Genomic DNA, 19,282 nt, shown 5'->3' with positions numbered 1-19,282 from the left:
AGAATGACCGCGTCCATCGAGCCCTCTGTTGCGAAGGAGGCCAGCACCATGACCTTATCGATTGTGCGCCGCGGAACGCGCGGCGGCCGTTCGGCTCGCCGTCGCAAAACCGGCTGCCCGGCAAGGGTTTGGCTCCCATGACCATCCCATCCGTTGTGATCACCCTGTTCACCGCCGCGATCACCGCCGGGATCGCCGTGGCCGACCTCGTCCCCGCGAGGTTTGTCCTCGCGAACTCGGCCGAAGTCGGGGTGCCGCGGTCGTGGCTGCCAGCGCTGGGGTTGGCCAAGCTGGCCGGGGCGGCCGGACTGGTCGTGGGAGTGCTGGGCCTGCGCGCCTTGGGAATCGCGGCCGCGATCGGCCTGGTGCTGTTCTTCGTCGGCGCGGTCGTGACACACCTGCGGGCCCACGTGCTGTACAACATCGCGTTCCCCGGGGCATACCTGTGCCTGTCGGCGGCATCGCTGGCGTTCATGGTGTTGCGTTGACGGGCGGCGTCAGGCGGGGAAGTAGCGGATCCGGCCGATGGCGTCCCCCCGCATGTCCGCGAACATGATTGCGCGCCCGTGGCCGGAAGTGAGCGACATCGTGACGCTGGGTCCCGCGCTGATCGTCTTGGTCGAACTGGCGCCGCCGACTCGTTCGGCGAGCTCAGCGAGGTCGAGCGTGTCGCGGTCGCCGAGAGTTATTGTGGCGCCTGGGGTTAACGCCCGCGCGGCGGCCGCCCGATCCGCGCGCGCGGCGGCGTCGAGGAACGCCCGCGCCAACTTCTGCTGCCGCGCGCCGACCCGCCGGAATCCCGTCATGAAGCCCACCGTGCCGCGCAGCCGCTGATTGCTCAATAAGGCTCGCGACAGTTGCAGGCCGGGCGACACCGCGCGTGGTCCGGCTCGAACGAATTGCTGAATCATGGCCGACAGCTCCCAGTACGCCCGCAATTCGGCAATGCGCAAGTCGCCGTTCGCCTCCCGCAGGTCGTAGCGCAAGAACGCGGGGATGTACATCGTTACGCCGGCGCCCATGGCGACCTCGAGCTCAAGGTCGCGCAGAACCGCGGTGCCGAAAACGATGTCGAGATCGCGGTGAAATTTGATGTCGCGCGGAGCGATGAAGGTGTCATAAAACCGGCCGATCTGTTCGCGCCCGACGTGCGGCCGCGAGCCGACCGGGTCCTCGACGCGGCCATCATCGGTGAACACCCCCACCCAGCCGGCGCGGTCGTGCGCGCCGGCCGCCCGCGGCGAGCGTTCGACGGCTGCGAGGAGGCGTTCGCGGCCCGCTGCCACGCCCATCACGGTCCCCCGACCAGCTCGATGCCCGCGGACCGCAGCTCCGCCAGCGCTTGCGCGGCCGAATCCGCGGCGACGGCCGCGGTCAGGTCCACCAGCACCCTGGTGGACAGGCCCGCCCGCGCGGCGTCCTCGGCCGTCGCCCGCACGCACTGGTCCGTGGCGATGCCGACCACGTCGACCTCGTCCACCCCGCGCCGCCGCAACCAGTCCAGCAGCGGGGTCCCGGTCCGGTCGACGCCCTCGAACCCGCTGTACGCCGCGCCGTAGGCGCCCTTACGGAAAACCGCCTCGATCCGGCTGGTGTCGAGGTCGGGCCGAAACTCCGCGCCCGGGCTGCCGGCGATGCAGTGCGGCGGCCACGTCGATGAGTAATCCGGCCGGTCGGAGAAGTGGTCACCCGGCCGAACGTGGGAATCCTGGGTTGCTACGACATGCTGATAGCCCGGCTCGCCGGTCAGATAGTCATTGATGGCGGCTGCCAGGGCGGCGCCGCCGGGCACCGGTAGCGAGCCGCCCTCGCAGAAGTCGTTTTGCACGTCGACGATGATCAACGCCCTCACACTTTTTACCCTACGGGGCCCGGTCGGCACGGCGCTTCAGCTGGGCATATGGACCGGACGGTTTGTCAGCCAATCAGTCGGGTAATCCCCCGGCCATGGTGATCCGGAGAATCGCGCGCCCATTGCTTTCAGTTGCCTTCATCGGCCAAGGAGTCAACTCGCTGCTCAACCCGAAGTCGGCGGCGGCGGCCGCCGCGCCGGCGGTGGATGGTTTGCAGGCACTGCCGAATTCGGTGAGCGGCAGCATCCCGAGCGACCCCGAGACGTTCGCGCAAATCAACGCCGCCGTCCAGATCGGCGGGGGCCTGCTGCTGGCCACCGGCAAGCTGCCGCGCGTCGCATCGGCGGCGCTCGCCTTGACGGTGCTGCCGGCCAATCTCGGCGCGCACTCGTTCTGGAACGAGAGCGACCCCCAAGCCAAAGCGCAGAAGCGCCAGCAGTTCCTCACCGACCTAAGCCTGGTGGGCGGGTTGCTGATCGCGTCGGCCGACACCGCGGGCAAGCCGTCACTCGGATGGCGCGGCCGCCGCGCGGCCGAGCGGCTCTCCGAGCGCGTGTCGTCGGCGCTGCCGGGCTCCGATGACGGCTTCGACACGGACTTCTCGGAATTGGGCGAGAAGATCGTGCATGGCCTGCAAATCGGTGCCGAGCGGGGCCGCGAATTGGCGAGCACCGCCGCGGAACGAGGGGCGCCGTACGCCGAGGCCGCGCTCGAACGCGGCCGCGAATTCGCCAGCACCGCCGCCGATCGCAGCAAGCCGCTGGCCAAGAAGGCCCGCAAGCGCGGCGAAGAGCTCGCCGAAGAGGCGGCCGAACGCGCGGCGCCGCTGGCCAAGAAGGCGCGCAAGCGCGGCGAAGAGCTCGCCGACGAAGCCGCCGACTGGGCCGCGCCCCTGGCGAAGAAGGCGCGTAAGCGCAGCGAGAAGCTGGCCAAGAAGGCGCGTAAGCGCGGCGAAGACCTGGCCAGCACGGCGTTGGATCGCGGCGAGGACCTCGCCGACACCGCCCGGGCGCGTGGGACCTACCTGGCCGAGACGGCCCGCGCACGGGGCGGCTACCTGGCCGACACCGCCCGCGACCGACTCGGTGAGCAGGTCCAGGCCGGGCGTCGCAAGCTGTCCTGACCGTCAACCGCCCTTGTTGAGGAAGGCGTCGATGATCGCGTCGACGCCCTGACCGATGTCGACGGTCGCGCCGGCCTCGTCGGCGCCGAGCGGCTCCAGCGCGTCGAACTGCGAGCGCAGCAGCGCGGGCGGCATGAAGTGACCCGTGCGGGCGGCCAGCCGACCGCTGATGAGTGCGGGTGAGCCGGCGAGGTGCAGGAATTCGACCTCCGGGCAGTGCGTGCGCAACTGGTCGCGGTACTTGCGCTTCAACGCCGAGCAGCTGACCACACCGCCGTCGCGGTGGCCGGCCAGCCATTCGCCGACCTTGTCCAGCCATGGGCGGCGATCGTCGTCGTCGAGCGGTTCGCCCGCGGCCATCTTGGCGATGTTGGCCGGCGGGTGCAGGGCGTCGGCGTCCACGAACGGGACCCCCAAGCGTTGCGCGAGCGCCACTCCCACGGTCGACTTGCCCGATCCTGAGACGCCCATCACCACGACGGGCGCCGGTCCGCTCATTCGGACCGTTCGCCGAGATTGCGGTTCCACTCCATCCAGCCGGCCCCCCGTCGGCCGTCGGCCGTCTCGACGGTGACCCAGGCCCGTGGGAATTGGCTCACGCGCCCGTCCGCGGCGGTCAGGAGCACCGGCGCGTGGCCGTGGACCTCGACGTCCGCGGCGATCCCGCCGGGATTGAGGCTCAGCGTGACGTCGTGGGGTAACCCATTGGCGCCGAAGGACTCTCGCGATTCCACGGTTTCCAGATCGGTGACCGTTCCGTCGGCATCCTGGGCGTACCCGATGCTGAAGGCCGGCGCCCCGGGGATCCGGATGTTCACCCCGTGCAGATGCGTGCCGTCGTCGAGGTGCAGGGCGCTCCACAGCCAGTCCATGCTCCACCAGTCGCGCACGCCCCAGGAGTGATCGCGCTGGCCGGGGACCGATTCGAGGCGGTAGCTGGCGTCGCCGACGGTGACTGTGCCCGAGACCGTGCAGGGGATTTCGTACCGCGTCGTCAGGCGGTACTTGTACGGGACGCCGTCGGTGGCCCACACCAGGCTCATCGTCACGTCGACGGGAGCACCCGGTTCCCCGCGCAACAGCGCCGACGGATCGGGATAAGCCTCGGCCCGCGCGCGCAGGTCGACGCGGTAAGCCTGCAGCGGCGTGGTCGCGGAGTGGCCGAGTTCGAAGGCGTCGGTGTGCAATTCCCACGGGTCCGCCGGCAGTGGTACTTGCGCGTCGACGGCGACGGTCGCCATGTCGGGGCCGCACAGCAGCGCGTGCACCCACGCCTTCCGCTCGTTGGCGATCAGGCCGAGGCGGAACCAGCCGCCCAATCCCTGTGCGACGTCGGCAAAGTCGGCATACCAGCTCTCACTCCACAGCGGTTCTGCGGTCGCCGCGTGTGCGAGTTCGTCCTCCTCCGAGGGGCGCAGGGGTTCGGGCGTCTGGGCGGCCGGCAGGGTCGCCAAAGCATCGGTGTCCCGCACGTGGTCGCAGTGCCGTTGCAGCATGGTCATGAACATCCGGTCGCCGCGCTCGGTGCGTTCCACCAGCATCGACGAGACGATCGCCATCATCACGCCGAAAAAGCTTTGCCTGCGTACCCCTTCGGTGACGTCGGCGAGCGTCAGGGGCGCCGCGGGCCCCAGCGCCTGGTGGTAGGCACGCAGCAACGCTGCGTAGTGCTCGCGGCGATCCCGCGTCGGCAGGGCACAGCCGAGGAAGTAGGAGAGATCGGTCAACGCCGGGCCCCACGAAACCGTCTGCCAGTCAACAACCGTCAACGGGCGGTCCGCGCCTGCGGTGCCGAACAGCAGGTTGTCCAGCCGGTAATCGCCGTGCATCAGGCCCTGGATGCGGTCCGGCGCCCCTTCCTGGGTCAGGTATCCGTCGAAGGAGGCGACGAGGCGTTCACACACTGTGCGGTGTTCCGGCGCGATCTGCTCGCCGTAGCGGTCGACGAAGCCCGCGTAGAGGGGGGCGATCATCGCCTGGTTGAGCGGCGATTCACGGTTGAGCCACGGCGCTTCGGCCAGCGCGGTGTCGCCGAGCAACGGTCCGTGCAGCCGACCGAGCTCGGCCACGCCGAGGTGGGCCTGTTCGACTGTCGCGCCGGCGATTTCGTCCCCGACGACTGCGGGCCCGGCATCGCCGAGCAAGAGATCGAAGGCACCCGTCGAGGTATCGACGGCGGCGTGGAAGCACGGCGCTATCGGACCGCCCAGGCGCGGCGCTATGTCGGCGTAGAAACGCACCTCGCGCTCGTAGAGGCCCAGCGCCAGCCCGGTTTGCCGACTCACCGGGTCGGTGGCCGCCACCTTGAGCACCACCGACTCCGGCCTGCCGGGTGCCGCCGGGGCGTCGGCGTAGCTGAGCCGGATGCGATAGCACTCGCTCATCTGCCCGGTGCCGATGCGTTCCACGGCGAAATCGGCGATGGGCCCGGCGCCGATCGCCGATTCCAGCCATGCGGCAGTGAGGTCCCCGGGTCGTTCGATGACTTGCGCGGTGTCGGCCTGCATGAGGGTCAGCGTGCCAGGTCAGCGCGACAGAGAGAAGCCATCCCAGGCAATCCGGCGGTGCGGATGAGGATCGAACTCGACGCGGCTCTTGCGGTCGAACACCATGACGGCGCGGTCGGCGGTGTTGTAGGTGGGCCAGTCGTCACCCGGGGAACCCGTGCGGCTGAAGTCTCGCCACCGCCGTTGCACCTGGTTACTGACCCGCAGGGCGGCGCGCCGGTCGGCGGCGGCGGTCAAGAGGGCCCCGAATCGGGTGCGATACACGTCGAAGACGGCCAGCAGCTCGGTGGCATGGGTGGCGCCCAGCCCCGACCAGCGCAGGGTGCGGGGGGCGTAGTCGTACCGGTAGAGGTAGGTGGGCGCGTGCGTGCTGTGCGCCTCGGCGATCTGCCAGGCCGCCGAACCGAAGGCGAAGTCGCCGCCGAGCTGGATGCACGCCGACGGCGCGGGGTAATCCGGATACGCGGACGTAATGCGTTCGCGCGCAGCCGGTTCCGCGTCGGCCAGCAACTCCTCGATCATGGCTTCATTGGTCGGCAACATCTTCAGGAAGCGGGTGAACAGGCGACCCTCTTCCGCGTTGGTGCCCACAATCAGCGGCACCCGGTGCGCGTGCCCACCCCGCATCGCCTCGACCGGATCGATGGGCACGACGTCGTCGCCGGCGACCGGGCCGATCGGAAAGGCACCCAGCCTGTCCTCCATGCCCTGATCGATCAGCCGGTGCTGGGCGTCCACCAGTTGCGCCGGAGATGCCTGCATCAGCACCTCGGCGGCGTTCTCCGGGCGCGCACCCAGCAGCGCGGCGAAGCGGGTCGCGAATTCCGCCGCGGTCTCTCGCGATCGGACCATGCCGGCGGCCGGGCTTTCCGAAATGGCCCGGGCGAACAACCCTTCGGCGGCGGGCACCGCCAGTAGGGTGGCGGTGATGTGCGCTCCGGCGCTCTCCCCGAAGATGGTGACGTTGTCCGGGTCGCCGCCGAACGCGGAGATGTTGTCCTTCACCCAGCGCAACGCCATCACCAGGTCGCGCAGGAACAAGTTGCTGTCGATGGTGATGTCGGGGGTCGAAAGGGAAGACAGGTCAAGGCATCCCAACGCGCCCAGCCGGTAGTTCACCGATACGTACACGCAACCGCGGCGAGCCAATGCGGCGCCGTCGTAGAGCGGCGTGGCCGAGCTGCCCAGGATGTAGCCACCGCCATGGATGAAGACCATGACGGGCAGCGGCTCTTCGACCTGGCCCTCGGGGGTGACGACGTTGAGGGTCAGGCAGTCCTCCCCCATCGGCTGATAGCGGCCGACACCGAGCATGGTGTATCGGCGCTGCTGGGGCGCGCAGTTGGCGAAGCCATGGCAGTGCCGCACACCCGACCACGGTTGGGCCGGCCGGGGCGCCCGCAGGCGCAGCGCCCCCACCGGCGGCCGGGCATACGGGACGGATCGCCAGCGGTGGACACCGTCGCGGGTGAAACCTTCCACGGTGCCGATCGTCGTGCGTGCGCGGACGGTGCGCTGATGCATAACCCGACGTTAGCCGACATGACGCGCGTAACGCGCGCGCAGCGCCTTATTTTGCGGGCATGGCGGTTTAGCCTGACTGCATGCGGATCGTCGCGCTGCTTGCAGCGTCGTTGCTGATCGCCGGCTGCTCTCACACGGTCGGCGGCCAGTCCCAGCAAACGCAGGCATCGGGAAGCGCCGCCTCCACCCCGTCCGGCAGCAAACCTGTGGCGCCCTCGGCCGCCCCGCCGGGCGGGGCCTCGATTTCCGACGTCATCGCGTGGATCGAGGCCGGCCATCCCGCGGACCCCGGTCGCTATCGCAATGCGATTCGCGACGGCGCGGCCACGCCCCTCGGCAACGACATCGCCTTCACCGCCGCCGCCGGCAAGGCATCATGCACGACCGATTCCAAGCACACGGGGCCCGCCCTGCTATGCCTGGTGAGCCTGACGAACCCACCGCCCGAACCCACGACCTCCTACGGCGATTGGCAGGGCGGTTGGGTGACCTTCGACGGGGTGAACCTGCAGGTGGGTGCGTCGCGCGCCGATCCAGGTCCATTCATCAACGGCAACGGTGCGGAGCTGGCGAACGGTGACTCGCTGTCATTCGGCGACGATCGCTGCCGGGCCGACCCAACCGCGGTGTACTGCGTCAACTATGCCCACCAATCCGCCGCACGGCTGGGTCCCGCGGGCGTCGAGCCGTTCGGCTGCCTCAAGCCGGCGCCGGCGCCGGACGGCGTCGGCACGGCGTTCAGCTGCTGACCCCCTGCGAGGCGATGGTGGCGAACAGCTCGGCCATCTCGTCTGCGGGCCCGCGCGGAACCGTGTAGCCGGCTTCGTCGCGGATCTCGTCGAGATGGTCGCGCACACCCTCGATCGACAGCCCCGGATCGTAGAAACCCGTTGTCCTGCCGATGAAGAAGCGCGCGACATGTCCGGCGCCCGCCGTGTAGATCTCCCCGGATACCGGGCAATCGCGGTGCGTGAGGAAGGCGGCCACCGGCGCGACCTGAGCCGGGTCCAACTTCTGAAGATATTGGCCCACAAGGTCATTGAGCACCTCCCGCGCCGCCGGGTCGTCTTGCGGGCCTGCTCCGTCGAGTGAGTGCGTCAGCATCCGGGTGTAGGCGATCGGCGCGATGGCATTGACCTTGATGCCGTAATCGGCCCCCTCGGCGGCCAGCACGCGGGTCAAGCCGATCAGCCCGGTCTTCGCCGCGCCGTAGTTGCTCATCCGTTCGGCGCCAAGGATTCCGGCGGCCGAGCAGGTGTTGAGCACCCGGCCATACCGCCGCTCCCGCATCACCCGCCAAGCGGGGCGGGTGACGTAGAACGCGCCCTTCAGGTGCACGTCGATCAGGGGTTCGAGCCGATCGGCGGTCATCTCCTCGAACGGCGTGTCGCCGACGATGCCCGCGTTGTTGATCAGGATGTCCACGCGGCCCCAGGCGACCAGGGCGGTGTCGATGATCGCCCCCGCGCCTTCGGGACTCGCGACGCTGTGCGTGTCGGCGACGGCCTCACCACCCAGCCGGTGGATCTCGTCGGCGACCGAGTCCGCCACCGCGGCGTCGGAACTGTCGCCCGTCACCGAGCCGCCGACGTCGTTGACCACGACGCGCGCGCCACGCGAGGCGAGCAGCAACGCGTACTGCCGGCCCAGGCCGCCGCCCGCACCGGTGATAACGGCGACCTGTCCGTCGAATCGGAGCCGGTTCGTCACCAGCTCACCGGAAGTTCTTTCATGCCATAGATGTTGGCGTCTTTGAACCTAAGTTCCGCCGGCGATACCGCAAGTTTGAGCCCGGGTAAGCGGCGCGCCAGCGTGGCGAACGCCACCTGCATCTCGACACGGGCCAGGTTGGCTCCGATGCACTGATGCACCCCATAGCCGAAGCCCAAGTGCCCGCGGGTGTTTCGGTCGACATCGAAAGATTCGGGACGGTCGACGAACTCGGCGTCCCAGTTCCCGGCGAGCAGGCTCATCATGACGTACTCCCCCGCGCGAATCAGCTGACCACCGATCATCAGATCTTCGGTCGCCACGCGATCGACCTGGCTGTGCACGATGGTCAGGTAGCGCATCAGCTCTTCAACGGTGTTCGCGACGACGGCGGCGTCGTCGGTTTGGCCGAGCCGCTCGAACACGTCGGGATGATCCAGCAGCGCAACCGTTCCCAACGAGATCATGTTGGCGGTGGTCTCGTGCCCGGCCTGCATCATGATCACGCTGTTCATCGCAGTGGTGGCATGGTCAAGTTGGCCCGTCGCGACGTATTCGGTGAGCAGGCGGCTGATCAAGTCGTCGCCCGGCTCGCGCGCCTTGCGCTCCACCAACTCCTCGATGTAGGCGTACATCGCCCCGAATGCCTCGCCCCTTTCCGCGTCGGTGGATCTCTGGTCGAGCCCGGCGGTGGTGTTGCGCTGGAAAAGTTCGAGATCTTCGGGCGGCACGCCCAGCAGGAGCGCGATCACCATCGACGGCACCGGCAAGGCGAATTCGCGCACCAGATCGGCGGGTGCGCCGTGGTCGATCATCTGGCCGAGATAGTGGTCGACCCATTCCTGGATGTGCGGCCGCATCGCTTCGCAACGCCGAAAAGTGAAGTTGCTGGTCATCATGCGCCTGATTCGATGGTGATCGGGATCGTCGGTGCGGGCGAACATCACCGGGACCCTGTTGTCATGGTCCTTGGGCATCATCGAATCCGGAATGGTCTTCGCGGACAGGCGCGGATCGACGAGCGCCGTCCTGATGTCCTGGTAGCGGCTGACCACCCAAACCGGGTTGCCCTGGAACATCGCCCGCCGCAGTCCGGGTTGGTCCCGCCAGTCCTTGAACTCGGGCGGGGGTGCGAGCGGGCAGCGGGCGGGGCGCGCGATGGGCAGCACGGGGAGATCGGCGTCGACTTCGGAAGTTGTTGACATGGCCCCTATTTCCGAGTAAGTGACAGATTCCTGTCACTTACATGAGCGTAAGGCCGCCCTAGTTGGCAGTCAACCGTCAGTTAGGCTGTCGAATATGGCCTCGGTCGAGGACCGGCCGTTGCGGGCGGATGCGGCGCGCAACGTCGAGCGCATCCTGCGCGCGGCGCGAGACGTCTATGGCGAGCTCGGGCCGGACGCGCCGGTCGAGGCCGTCGCCCGCCGCGCGGGCGTCGGTGAGCGAACCCTGTACCGCAGGTTTCCGACGAAGGCCGACCTGGTTGCGGCCGCCCTCGACCAAAGCATCGCCGAGGATCTCACCCCGGCGATCGACAGGGCCCGCCGCGCCGACGACCCGCTGCGCGGGCTCACCCAGCTGGTCGAAGCTGCGATCGCGCTGGGGGCGCGCGAGCACAACCTACTGACCGCCGCACGCCGTGCCGGTTCCTTGTCTTCGGACATCTCAGCCTCGCTCAACGAGGCGCTCGGCGAGCTGACGCGAAAAGGTCAGCGCGCCGGCCGGGTCCGCTCCGACCTCGTCCCCGACGACCTACCCCGCCTGATCGCGATGCTTTTCGGCGTGCTGTCCACGATGGATGCCGGCAGCGACGGCTGGCGGCGCTATGTTGCGCTGATGATTGACGCGATAGCGGTCAACGAGCGGCTGCCATTGCCACCGGCGGCGGCGCTGCGTTACGAGGTCGACCCGAACAGCTGGCCGCTGTAGCGCCTCAGTTGATGGTCACCCCGGCGTCGACCTTGAACTGCAGCCCCGTCACATAACGTGACTCGTCGGAGAGCAGGAACAAAACCGCGTGACTGACTTCCGCGGGTTCGATGGCCGGTGTGGGCATCGCGTTGACGAAGATGGGAATCAGGTCGGACCGCCGTTCGCCCAGGAGAGGGCCGAACGACGGCGGGATCATTCCTGTCGGAACACCGGTCGGCAGCACAGCGTTGACGCGCACGTTCTGTGCCGCCAATTCGTTGGCCAGCGCCAGTGTCACGCCGACCACGCCGTATTTGGCCGCCGTGTAGGGCGTCTGCAGCGGGAAGCCTTTGATGGCGCCGGCGGAGCTCACGTTGACCAGGCTGCCGCCGCCCTGGTCGAGCAAGTGGGGTATCGCGGCCGCGCAGGTGTTCCACACCCCGATGAGATTGATGTCGACGACCGTGCGCCACTGCTCGGCGGTCGTCTCATCCCAGGACGCCACCGTGAGTACGCCGGCGTTGGCGACCGCGCCGTCGAGACCGCCCAGCTCGACGACGCCCGCGTCGACCGCGGACCGCAGTTTTTCCTCGTCGCGGACGTCGACGATGCGGCTGACGCAGCGCGCCCCGAAATCTTTTACCAGCCTTCCCGTTTCGGCCAGGTCGTCTTCGGTGGCCAGGGGATACTCGATCTGGGGCAGGGATTGGCAGATGTCGACCAGGATGAGGTCCGCTCCCTCTTCGGCGAGGCGCAACGCGTGGCTGCGACCCAACCCGCGCGCGGCGCCGGTAACCAGAATGCGCTTACCGGCGACGCGCCCGTTTACTGCTCGCTCCACATCAGGCCGCGCATCGTCGCGGAGAGCGGAATGTCCTCGACGCCGATCAGTCCTTGCGGGGCGCGGCATACCCAATCGATCGCATTGACGACCCGGCCGGCCGTCGAGATGCAGCCCGCGTCAGTGGAATCGAACAGGGGATGCGAAACGTGGGTGTTGATTTCCACCCGCGGCTCGCCTTGCACGACGACGCGGTGCACACCCGTGTGACCGTCGGGTGGGAATTCCCAGTCGGGTGCGGCGGCCTGGGTGAGCCTGGTGACGTGCTCGAGGGTGATGACCGGATTGCCGTCGCGGACGCCCTCGGTGGCAAACCGCACGGCGGCCATCCGTCCGGGTTCCACCGTCATCATGGTGCACTCGATACGCTCCGGTGTGTACCAGGGTTCGACGCGCTGGCGCACGTCGTCGAGTTTGATGTCCAGATTGTCCGCCAGGCTGCGGATCTGACCGCCCCACATCGACACGACCACCCCGGGCAGGAACATCATCGGCGAATCGTCATCGGGTGTCGTCCCGAATCCCATTGCCGCGCCGGTGAACTCGGCGTCGTCAAAGTTTCCGTAGTCGAAGATCTCCTGCACGGTGATCGACCCTATCCGGGTGGTCAGGCTGGCCGCCGCGTGCACCAGCGTGTCGCCGGAGAACCCGGGGTCGATGCCGTTGACGTAGAGCGAGGAGTTGCCGGCCGCGCACGCGCGCTCCAGCGGCTCCCGCAGCCAGTCGTCGGCGTGGTGCGGTGTGACCAGCCAGACCATCGACGTGCCGACGACATTCGTGCCGGCCGCGAGGAACTTGGCCATCTGTTCGATCGCTTCCATCGGCCGCGTCTCGCCCTGCGACGTGTACACCGCGCAGTCGGCCCCGAGGGCCACCAGTGCGTCGATGTCGTCGGTGGCGACGATGCCGGTCGGCGTGTCCAGCCCGCACAACTGCGCGGCATCCCGCCCGATCTTCTCGGGGCTGGCCGCATGCACGCCGACGAGTTCCAGATCCGGCCTGCCGATGATCGCCCGCAACGAATGCTTGCCGACGTTGCCGGTAGAGAATTGTATGACTCTGCGCACGACTATCTCGTCCTCCCAGCGGCCGTTAGCTGCACCATCATGACGCGTTTGCGCGCCGCGCATGTTCAGTAATCGGGTATTGGCAGCGGCGAATTGCTCGAATCGATACCGCCGTCGACGTGGAAGGTCGCGTTGGTCGCGTAACAATCACGCGTTGACAGGTACACCGCAAGGCGCCCGAGATCCTCGACGTCGCCCAACCGATGCAACGGTGTGGCCTCTTGCATCTTCTCCAGCGACCCGGGCATCAGGTCCAAGCTGCCCTTCAGCCCATCAGTGGCGAACGACCCCAAGGCGATCGCGTTGACCCGAATCTTGGGAGCGAGTTCCTGTGCCATGGCGCGGGTGAGCGCTTCGAGGCCGCCCTTCGCCACGCAGTAGGCGGTCAGCGCCCGGATGCCGAATCGCGCCGAGCCCGACGAGATGTTGATGATGGAGCCGTGTCCCGCGTCGATCATATGGGGGGCTACGAGCTGGCTCATGATGAATGCTGAGGTCACGCACCAGTCGAAGGTGTGCCGGAAGTCCTCGTCGGTGATGTCGAGGAACCGCGCATAGGTCGAACCGCCGACGTTGTTCACCAGAATGTCAATGCGCCCAAAGCTTTCCATGGCCGTGCTGACGACCCGCTCTCCGTCTGGACGACTCATCGCGTCGGCGACGAGCGCCAGCCCCTTGCCGCCCGCCGCCTCGATACCCTTGATCGTGCCAACGATATCCGCCTCGGTGCGCGCGGTTCCGACCACCGTAGCCCCTGCCTCCGCCAAGACCCGCGCGATACCCGCCCCGACGCCCTTGCCGGCACCCGTGACGATCGCGACCTGTCCATCGAGCCGGAATTGCTCCAGTGCCATGCCAAGCTCCTTTGATCACCGTGGCGTGCGCCGTTCAATCTATGAACATCATTGACTAAAGTCAATGACTTCATCGCTTTTGAAGACTGCCCTCGCGGATGCAATCCGAGAATCTCAAGGTTGTACAAGCCTTTCTGGCTCACAGACGGCATAATGGTTGGGTCAGCCTCGAAGTTCTGGCTCAAGTCAGGTCAACCGTGAGGAACGAAATGCCTGTGACAGACCGCCTGTCAGCGCGCGAAGCCAAGCGCCTACAGACCAGGGAGCGTTTGATGGGCGCCGCGATTGCGGAGTTCGCCCGCGCCGGAATGGCCGAGGCCGATGTGAGTGCCATCGTGGCCGCCGCCGGAGTCGCACACGGCACCTTCTTTTTCCACTTCCCCACCAAGGAGCATGTGCTGCTGGAGCTGGAGCGCCGGGAAGAAGACCGCATCGCCAAACAATTCGCTCAATTCCTGAAGTCGAAGCACGACCTGGCTTCCGCTCTGAACGAGGCGGTCCGCCTGGTCGTCGGCCTGGAACGTCGACTCGGCGATCTGCTTTTCAATGACTTTCTGGCACTGCACTTTTCCCAGACCCGTCCGCAGACCGAAGACGGCACGGATCACCCGCTTATCGTCCTGGTTGCCCAGGAAATCGCCCAAGCCCAGGAGCACGGCGACATCGACCCCGATGTCAATGCCATGAACAGTGCGGTGTTCTTCCTACTGGGCCTCTATGCCCTGTTGATCACGACGAATCACTGGCCGACCGGCCACAGCCTGCTGGAAGACTACGTCACGCGGACGTTGCGGAGTTTGAAGCCCTGACCCAGCGCGTCAGGGGCGTATCACGCCGCGCAGCGGCATGAGCCCAAGCTCGTTGTGGGACATGAAGCCGGGCGCGGCGTCGCAGACGGCCGGGATGGCATTCGCCGGACCCATGGCGGTCCAGGTGTAGCCGGGCAATGCGTAACCACCGTCGGGGTCCTGCGCTCCTTGCATGATCAGCTCCGTGGACGAATCGCCCTCGATGACGATGCGGTAGTGATAGTGCTGAGGCCAATCTTCCTGTGGCTCAATGGCATCATAGGTGTCCATTGTATAGATCTCGTGAAAGACGATGAGCGGGCGGCCATGGACCCACGCCGTCCATTTGTGATGCTGGCGCGCCACGGTGCCCGCCTTGATCACTCCCTTGAAGCCCGGCATGTCACTGCTTTCCCCGCCCTCGAAGGGGATGTCCCGCGTGGCGACCCCGAGTTTCACCTCGGTCGTGTACCTTTCGACCGTTTCGCCCATGTTCTCGACGATCATTGCCATCGACTGGGCGAACAACGGCCAGGCTTGGCCCAGCAGGTTGGGGCCGTCCTCGAAGCCTGCTGGGTCGCTGCCCATCCCCATCTCGAACAAGTACTTCAAGGTGTCCCGGCCAAAGTTCACGACCTCGTAGATGTGAATGGTGTCGATTTGGCTGACGATCCGGGCGAGCGTGAGGACAAGGAGATCGCCCGCGAAACCAGGGTTGACCCCACCTGCGTGAAATGATGTGCCGCCTTCGAGGCAGGCGGCGTGGATCTTGTCGATATCCGCCTGACTGTGCTCGGTCCGATACCACCACGCGCCGCCCGACGCGACGACGTTCTTTCCGCCGCGCAGCAAGCGGCACACCTCGTCCGGATCGGACCATAGCGGCGCATAAAACACGCAATCGGCATCCAGAGCCTCGATGGCGGCCTTGTCGTCGGTCGCAAGCACTCCGGTCGGTGGCTTGCCGCACAACTCGCCAGCGTCCTTGCCGACCTTTTCGGGACGATTGCAGAGCACTCCGACCAGCTCGTAGGCCGGGTTGTGGGCGAAGTGGCGCAGCGCTACCGTTCCGACATTGCCGACACCCCATTGAATAACACGATACTTCCGCTCCGCCGGCGACTTTGGCGTCTCGGCCTTCTCTTCGGTGAGCGTCATTGCTACTCCCTTGCGTGCCCGACAAGTAATGACGAACGGGCGTTCGTCCCACCAGCACATCGGGCTGACGGGCGTGGCCAGTTCGCCAATCCCGAGCGGCTGACCCGCTCGCTGAGCGTAGGCACCCCGTCAGCATCGTGTCAACGACTTTTACCTGACTCCTGTCAGTAGCAGGGTCGGCGCTACGCACTGCGCCAGTGGCGGGCGGTCGAGCGATATCGGTCGTCATTCTGCGCCGGGCGCGAGACGTGCCTGGACAGCTGACCTTGCTGTTGCATCAGCCAAGTAACCTCGAGACTTGCGTGGCACCGTCCGAAACCTCCGGCGGAACACTCCGGGAGATTTTGCTCGACCTTCGCTTGACGAAGCAGTACTTTCACTGAGTACAGTCAGTAACTATCTTCGACCGATCGTCGGCGAATGAGAGGGTTCCGGGCATGCTTCAAGACCGAAAGGTCCTGGTGACGGGTGGTACGGGCCAGATTGCGGGCCCGATTGCCGAGGACTTCGCCAAAGACAACGAAGTGTGGGTTGCGGCGCGCTTCAGCAACCCCGACCGTCGAGCAGAACTAGAGGCTCTTGGAATCAAGACGTGCGTGTGGGATATGGACACCGGCGACAATTCGGCGCTACCGGATGACTTTACCCATGTGGTTCATTCGGCGTTGAACCTCAGCCCCGACTATGACCAGGCCATTACCAACAACGCCGAGGGCTCGGCACTGCTGATGCAGCACTGCCGCAAGGCAAAAGCTTTCCTTCATGTGTCGAGCACATGTGTTTACAAGCCGCATGCCGATCATCCCAACCACGCCTACGCCGAGACCGACCCACTCGGTGGTCTGGCCAGCTATGCCGAGGTCTATCCGGTCGCAAAGCTGACGTCGGAGGGCAGTGTTCGCGCCGCCGCCCGCATGCTGAATCTTCCGACCACCATCGCCCGGATGAATGTCGGGTACAGCTGGACGGGACATGGCGGGCTGCCCGTCATGCAATACCACACCTTCAAGGGTGGGCAACCTTGGCTCAAGCCGGTGGGCTACCACAACATCGGATCACCTATCGGCGGCGTTGATATCGCCGAACAAGCACACACGCTGCTCGAAGTTGCCACTGTCCCTGCGACTGTCGTCAACTGGGGAGGCGACGATCCGGTGACCGACCAGGAGATGGGCGAATACGTCGCCGGACTTACGGGCGTCACTGCCAGCTTCATAGAGTCGCCCGTCAGTTTCGACAGCTTCTGGTCCGATAACACCCGCCGCGAGCAGCTGATCGGCAAGTGCTCTCAGCACTGGAAAGACGGCGTTCGCGACACCTTCTCCAAGCTCGGTCTGATCGACGCCGGTTAGCGGCTCCATCTCTCAGCCGCGCACGGGAAAACGATTGCTAACCAGGAGTGGTGAAACGGAGGCTTGGCAGTGCGTAAGGTGATTCAGTTCTCGACAGGCAATGTCGGCCGGCATTCCCTGAAGACGATAATCGAAAGGCCGGACCTCGAGTTGGTCGGCGTACATGCCGCCAGCCCTGGCAAAGTCGGCCGCGACGCCGCCGAACTCTGTGGGATCGACAAGGCGACGGGTGTCATCGCCACGGATGACGTCGACGCGCTCGTCGACCTCGGCGCGGACTGCGTGGTCTTCGCCGCGCAGGCAGAGACCCGCCCAGTCGAGGTAATCGATCAGATGGCGAAATTTCTTGCTGCGGGGACCAATGTGGTGAGCACTTCCTTGGTCTGGCTGGTCGCACCCAGTCATGCGCAAGATTGGATACGAGACCCGTTGGCCCAGGCCTGCGAGAAGGGCAACTCGTCGCTCTACGTCAATGGGGTGGATCCGGGCTTCTCGGCCGATACCCTGACCCACACGGCGCTGAGTCTGGCCACCCTGGCGCGGTCGATAACCGTCCAGGAGATATTCGACTACGGAAGCTACGACGATGCCGAGTTCACCGGGGAGGGAATGGGCTTCAACAAAAGGCCGGACGACGACCCGCCGCTGCTGTTCCAACCGGGCATCGTCGATTTCATGTGGGGAGGGCAAGTACGACGGCTGGCCGACTTGATGGGGCTGAAACTGGATGAGACGCGTCAGCGGACTGAAAGCTGGTATACCCCAGAAAAAATCGAATGCACCATGATGACGGTCGAACCGGGAGGACGCGCGGCTGTTCGGTTCGCGGTCGAGGGGGTCATCGACGGCGAACCGGTCATCACCATTGAGCACGTCACACGGTTGACAAACGCCGCAGGGCCCGATTGGGTCTACCCTCCGGAAGGGCTTACCGGGGTGCATCGCGTGGTGGTCGAGGGCGACCCTCGGATCGAAATCAACACGCACGTCTCTCATCCGTTGCTCGACTCCACCGACGCCGCATGCATGTCAACCGCGGCGCGCGTGCTGAACGCAATCAACTGGGTATGCGACGCGCCTGCGGGTTTGATTGCCCTGGAAGACATCCCGCCCGCGCATATGCTGCCGCACCTAGTGCGTTGATGACGTAGTCCGTGCCGCTCGCCTGACGGGCACGTGTGAGTATCCGTTGACATTCGTCATCGAAACGCGCAGCAATTTGTCGGTGGTGACGGCGAACTCAGGTAGCACATCCAGCAGGTGTTCGAGAGCAACAGCACTTTCCATCCGGGCCAATGCCGCGCCCAGGCAGCTGTGGATGCCGTAGCCAAATCCCAGAGACGGTACCCGGTCGCGGCCACGGTCGATGTCGAAGACATCGGCATCAGGAAATACGCGTTCGTCGCGATTCGCCGATGCGACGAGGAGCATCACCGCACCGCGGGCCGGGATGGTAACGCCATGTACACACGTTTCCGCCAGGCTGTAGCGGCAGTTGTACTGCACTGGACCGTCGTAGCGCAGGACCTCCTCGACAGCCGCCGGGATCTTGTTTCGGTGGTCGCCAAGCTCTCGCCACTGATCGGGGTGCTGTGAAAAAAGCACCACCGCGCTGCCGATCAGCTTTGTCACCGTCTCGGAACCCGCAGCGCCCAGTTGCATACAAAAGCCCGCGATTTCGTCGTCCTCGAGGCGAGTGCTGATGCCGTCGCCACGGTCGACTTCTACGGCGATCAGCGCGGATATCATGTCTTCCTGTGGGTCGGCGCGCCGTCGGGCCACCAGGTCGCGGTAATACTTTTGGTTGTCTTGCATGGCACGCCTGCCACTGTCACTCATGTCGCCCTGGCCGGCCGCACGGTCGAGTATCGCGTCTTGCCAATGTCGTATTTGTTGCCGATCCTCTTGCGGCACACCGAGCATCGTCGCGATTATTTCCACTGGAAACAATGCGGAGAAATCCGTGACGACGTCGAACCCGTCCGCATCGAGCGCACCAACGTATCGGCTGATCGTCGAACGCACCATGGCTTCCTGGGCGCCGATGGCGCGAGGGGTGAACACCTTGTTGATCAGACCGCGCATGCGCCGATGTTCCGGCGGATCCATCATCTGCAGAATATGTCCGGGGACGACTGCGCCGGCCTTGACGAGGTCTAACGTGATCCCTCGTGACGAGGAGAAAGTCTCGAAATCTTTGATCGCCGAAGCCACATGTTCGTAGCGGCTCAGTACATAGACCTCGTGCGCTGCGCTGTAGTAGACCGGCGCCTCGGCGCGCAGCCTCTGGTAGACGGGGTAAGGGTCACTGAAGAACTGTGGCGAGTACGGGTCGAAGACGATTGTCGACAGCGGTTGCGGTTCGGAATCGGTTCTCGCCATTCTTGTTCCATCCCGTGATCAGTGACTACGGCCGATGTTGGGATCGACTGTACCGTACCAGCCCGCGGTCATTGACTTTAGTCAATTATCGCCGTTAGATGTGTCTGTGGGGCTGGGGTCGTCCCGCGGAGCACTGGTGCGGGCTAGCCGCGATGCTGGTGCAATGCTCGCGGCCGATAACTAGTTGGTGCGGCCCAATCCCCGACCGGCCT

At 66.0% G+C, this 19,282-nt stretch carries 19 protein-coding genes; 7 read left to right on the top strand and 12 right to left on the bottom strand.

Going from position 1 to position 19,282, the window contains the following annotated elements; translation table 11 throughout:
* Positions 1–137: 137 nt before the first annotated feature.
* Positions 138–488: a DoxX family protein gene (locus tag ACEL92_RS12290; RefSeq protein ID WP_374025812.1), complete on the top strand. Its 351-nt coding sequence runs from the start codon at positions 138–140 to the stop codon at positions 486–488.
* 9 nt (positions 489–497) lie between these two features.
* Here ACEL92_RS12290 and ACEL92_RS12285 read toward each other — a convergent pair whose 3' ends face one another.
* Entirely contained in the window at positions 498–1,292 is a 795-nt protein-coding gene (locus tag ACEL92_RS12285; protein ID WP_374025811.1) for a nuclear transport factor 2 family protein, read from the bottom strand.
* Positions 1,292–1,852 (bottom strand): pyrazinamidase PncA, encoded by a 561-nt coding sequence (gene pncA / locus ACEL92_RS12280; RefSeq protein ID WP_374025810.1) that lies wholly within the window; start codon positions 1,850–1,852, stop codon positions 1,292–1,294. The genes ACEL92_RS12285 and pncA overlap by 1 nt, the downstream gene beginning before the upstream one ends.
* A 95-nt stretch (positions 1,853–1,947) precedes the next feature.
* Here pncA and ACEL92_RS12275 point away from each other — a divergent pair, with 95 nt between their 5' ends.
* On the top strand, positions 1,948–2,976 hold the full coding sequence (locus ACEL92_RS12275; RefSeq protein ID WP_374025809.1) for a DoxX family protein: 1,029 nt from the start codon (positions 1,948–1,950) through the stop codon (positions 2,974–2,976).
* A gap of 3 nt (positions 2,977–2,979) precedes the next feature.
* Here the strand turns inward: ACEL92_RS12275 and ACEL92_RS12270 are convergent, their stop codons facing one another.
* From ACEL92_RS12270 to ACEL92_RS12260, 3 genes are read right to left on the bottom strand one after another with little or no spacing between them, the layout of a single operon-like run.
* The gene (locus ACEL92_RS12270) at positions 2,980–3,474 is read right to left on the bottom strand and encodes a gluconokinase (protein WP_374025808.1); all 495 of its coding nucleotides are present in this window, start codon (positions 3,472–3,474) and stop codon (positions 2,980–2,982) included.
* Positions 3,471–5,483 (bottom strand): phosphotransferase, encoded by a 2,013-nt coding sequence (locus ACEL92_RS12265; RefSeq protein WP_374025807.1) that lies wholly within the window; start codon positions 5,481–5,483, stop codon positions 3,471–3,473. The genes ACEL92_RS12270 and ACEL92_RS12265 overlap by 4 nt, the downstream gene beginning before the upstream one ends.
* Positions 5,484–5,501: 18 nt before the next feature.
* Complete coding sequence (locus ACEL92_RS12260) at positions 5,502–7,007, bottom strand: carboxylesterase/lipase family protein (protein ID WP_374025806.1); 1,506 nt, start codon at positions 7,005–7,007, stop codon at positions 5,502–5,504.
* Positions 7,008–7,087: 80 nt separating this feature from the next.
* On the opposite strand from ACEL92_RS12260, the gene ACEL92_RS12255 reads away from it, so the two are divergent.
* On the top strand, positions 7,088–7,756 hold the full coding sequence (locus ACEL92_RS12255; protein WP_374025805.1) for a hypothetical protein: 669 nt from the start codon (positions 7,088–7,090) through the stop codon (positions 7,754–7,756).
* Here the strand turns inward: ACEL92_RS12255 and ACEL92_RS12250 are convergent.
* Positions 7,746–8,717, bottom strand: a complete 972-nt coding sequence (locus tag ACEL92_RS12250; protein WP_374025804.1) for an SDR family NAD(P)-dependent oxidoreductase — start codon at positions 8,715–8,717, stop codon at positions 7,746–7,748. The two genes, ACEL92_RS12255 and ACEL92_RS12250, sit on opposite strands and share 11 nt — an antisense overlap.
* The gene (locus ACEL92_RS12245; RefSeq protein ID WP_374025803.1) at positions 8,714–9,922 is read right to left on the bottom strand and encodes a cytochrome P450; all 1,209 of its coding nucleotides are present in this window, start codon (positions 9,920–9,922) and stop codon (positions 8,714–8,716) included. The genes ACEL92_RS12250 and ACEL92_RS12245 overlap by 4 nt, the downstream gene beginning before the upstream one ends.
* Positions 9,923–10,016: 94 nt before the next feature.
* Between ACEL92_RS12245 and ACEL92_RS12240 the strand changes: the two genes are divergently transcribed.
* Positions 10,017–10,646: a TetR/AcrR family transcriptional regulator gene (locus ACEL92_RS12240; RefSeq protein WP_374025802.1), complete on the top strand. Its 630-nt coding sequence runs from the start codon at positions 10,017–10,019 to the stop codon at positions 10,644–10,646.
* 4 nt (positions 10,647–10,650) lie between these two features.
* Here ACEL92_RS12240 and ACEL92_RS12235 read toward each other — a convergent pair whose 3' ends face one another.
* The 3 genes from ACEL92_RS12235 to ACEL92_RS12225 form a co-directional block, all read right to left on the bottom strand.
* Positions 10,651–11,469: a mycofactocin-coupled SDR family oxidoreductase gene (locus ACEL92_RS12235; RefSeq protein ID WP_374025801.1), complete on the bottom strand. Its 819-nt coding sequence runs from the start codon at positions 11,467–11,469 to the stop codon at positions 10,651–10,653.
* Positions 11,454–12,536: a dihydrodipicolinate reductase gene (locus tag ACEL92_RS12230; protein WP_374025800.1), complete on the bottom strand. Its 1,083-nt coding sequence runs from the start codon at positions 12,534–12,536 to the stop codon at positions 11,454–11,456. The genes ACEL92_RS12235 and ACEL92_RS12230 overlap by 16 nt, the downstream gene beginning before the upstream one ends.
* A gap of 65 nt (positions 12,537–12,601) precedes the next feature.
* Positions 12,602–13,390, bottom strand: a complete 789-nt coding sequence (locus ACEL92_RS12225) for an SDR family NAD(P)-dependent oxidoreductase (protein ID WP_374025799.1) — start codon at positions 13,388–13,390, stop codon at positions 12,602–12,604.
* A gap of 209 nt (positions 13,391–13,599) precedes the next feature.
* On the opposite strand from ACEL92_RS12225, the gene ACEL92_RS12220 reads away from it, so the two are divergent.
* Entirely contained in the window at positions 13,600–14,199 is a 600-nt protein-coding gene (locus ACEL92_RS12220; RefSeq protein ID WP_374025798.1) for a TetR/AcrR family transcriptional regulator, read from the top strand.
* Positions 14,200–14,208: 9 nt separating this feature from the next.
* Here the strand turns inward: ACEL92_RS12220 and ACEL92_RS12215 are convergent, their stop codons facing one another.
* Positions 14,209–15,336: a dihydrodipicolinate reductase gene (locus ACEL92_RS12215; RefSeq protein WP_374025797.1), complete on the bottom strand. Its 1,128-nt coding sequence runs from the start codon at positions 15,334–15,336 to the stop codon at positions 14,209–14,211.
* 437 nt (positions 15,337–15,773) lie between these two features.
* Here ACEL92_RS12215 and ACEL92_RS12210 point away from each other — a divergent pair, with 437 nt between their 5' ends.
* Entirely contained in the window at positions 15,774–16,688 is a 915-nt protein-coding gene (locus ACEL92_RS12210; RefSeq protein WP_374025796.1) for an NAD-dependent epimerase/dehydratase family protein, read from the top strand.
* A 69-nt stretch (positions 16,689–16,757) separates the two neighbouring features.
* Positions 16,758–17,831, top strand: coding sequence for a dihydrodipicolinate reductase (locus tag ACEL92_RS12205; RefSeq protein WP_374025795.1), 1,074 nt, complete (start codon positions 16,758–16,760; stop codon positions 17,829–17,831).
* On the opposite strand, the gene ACEL92_RS12200 is transcribed toward ACEL92_RS12205, so the two are convergent.
* A complete protein-coding gene (locus ACEL92_RS12200) occupies positions 17,820–19,070 on the bottom strand; it encodes a cytochrome P450 (protein ID WP_374025794.1) in 1,251 nt (416 codons plus the stop codon). The genes ACEL92_RS12205 and ACEL92_RS12200 overlap by 12 nt on opposite strands.
* Positions 19,071–19,282: the final 212 nt, after the last annotated feature.

Source organism: Mycobacterium hainanense, from assembly GCF_041890355.1.
GTDB lineage: Bacteria > Actinomycetota > Actinomycetes > Mycobacteriales > Mycobacteriaceae > Mycobacterium > Mycobacterium hainanense.
Note: the sequence above shows the minus strand (reverse complement) of the source record. Positions and strands in the feature narration are given on the sequence as shown.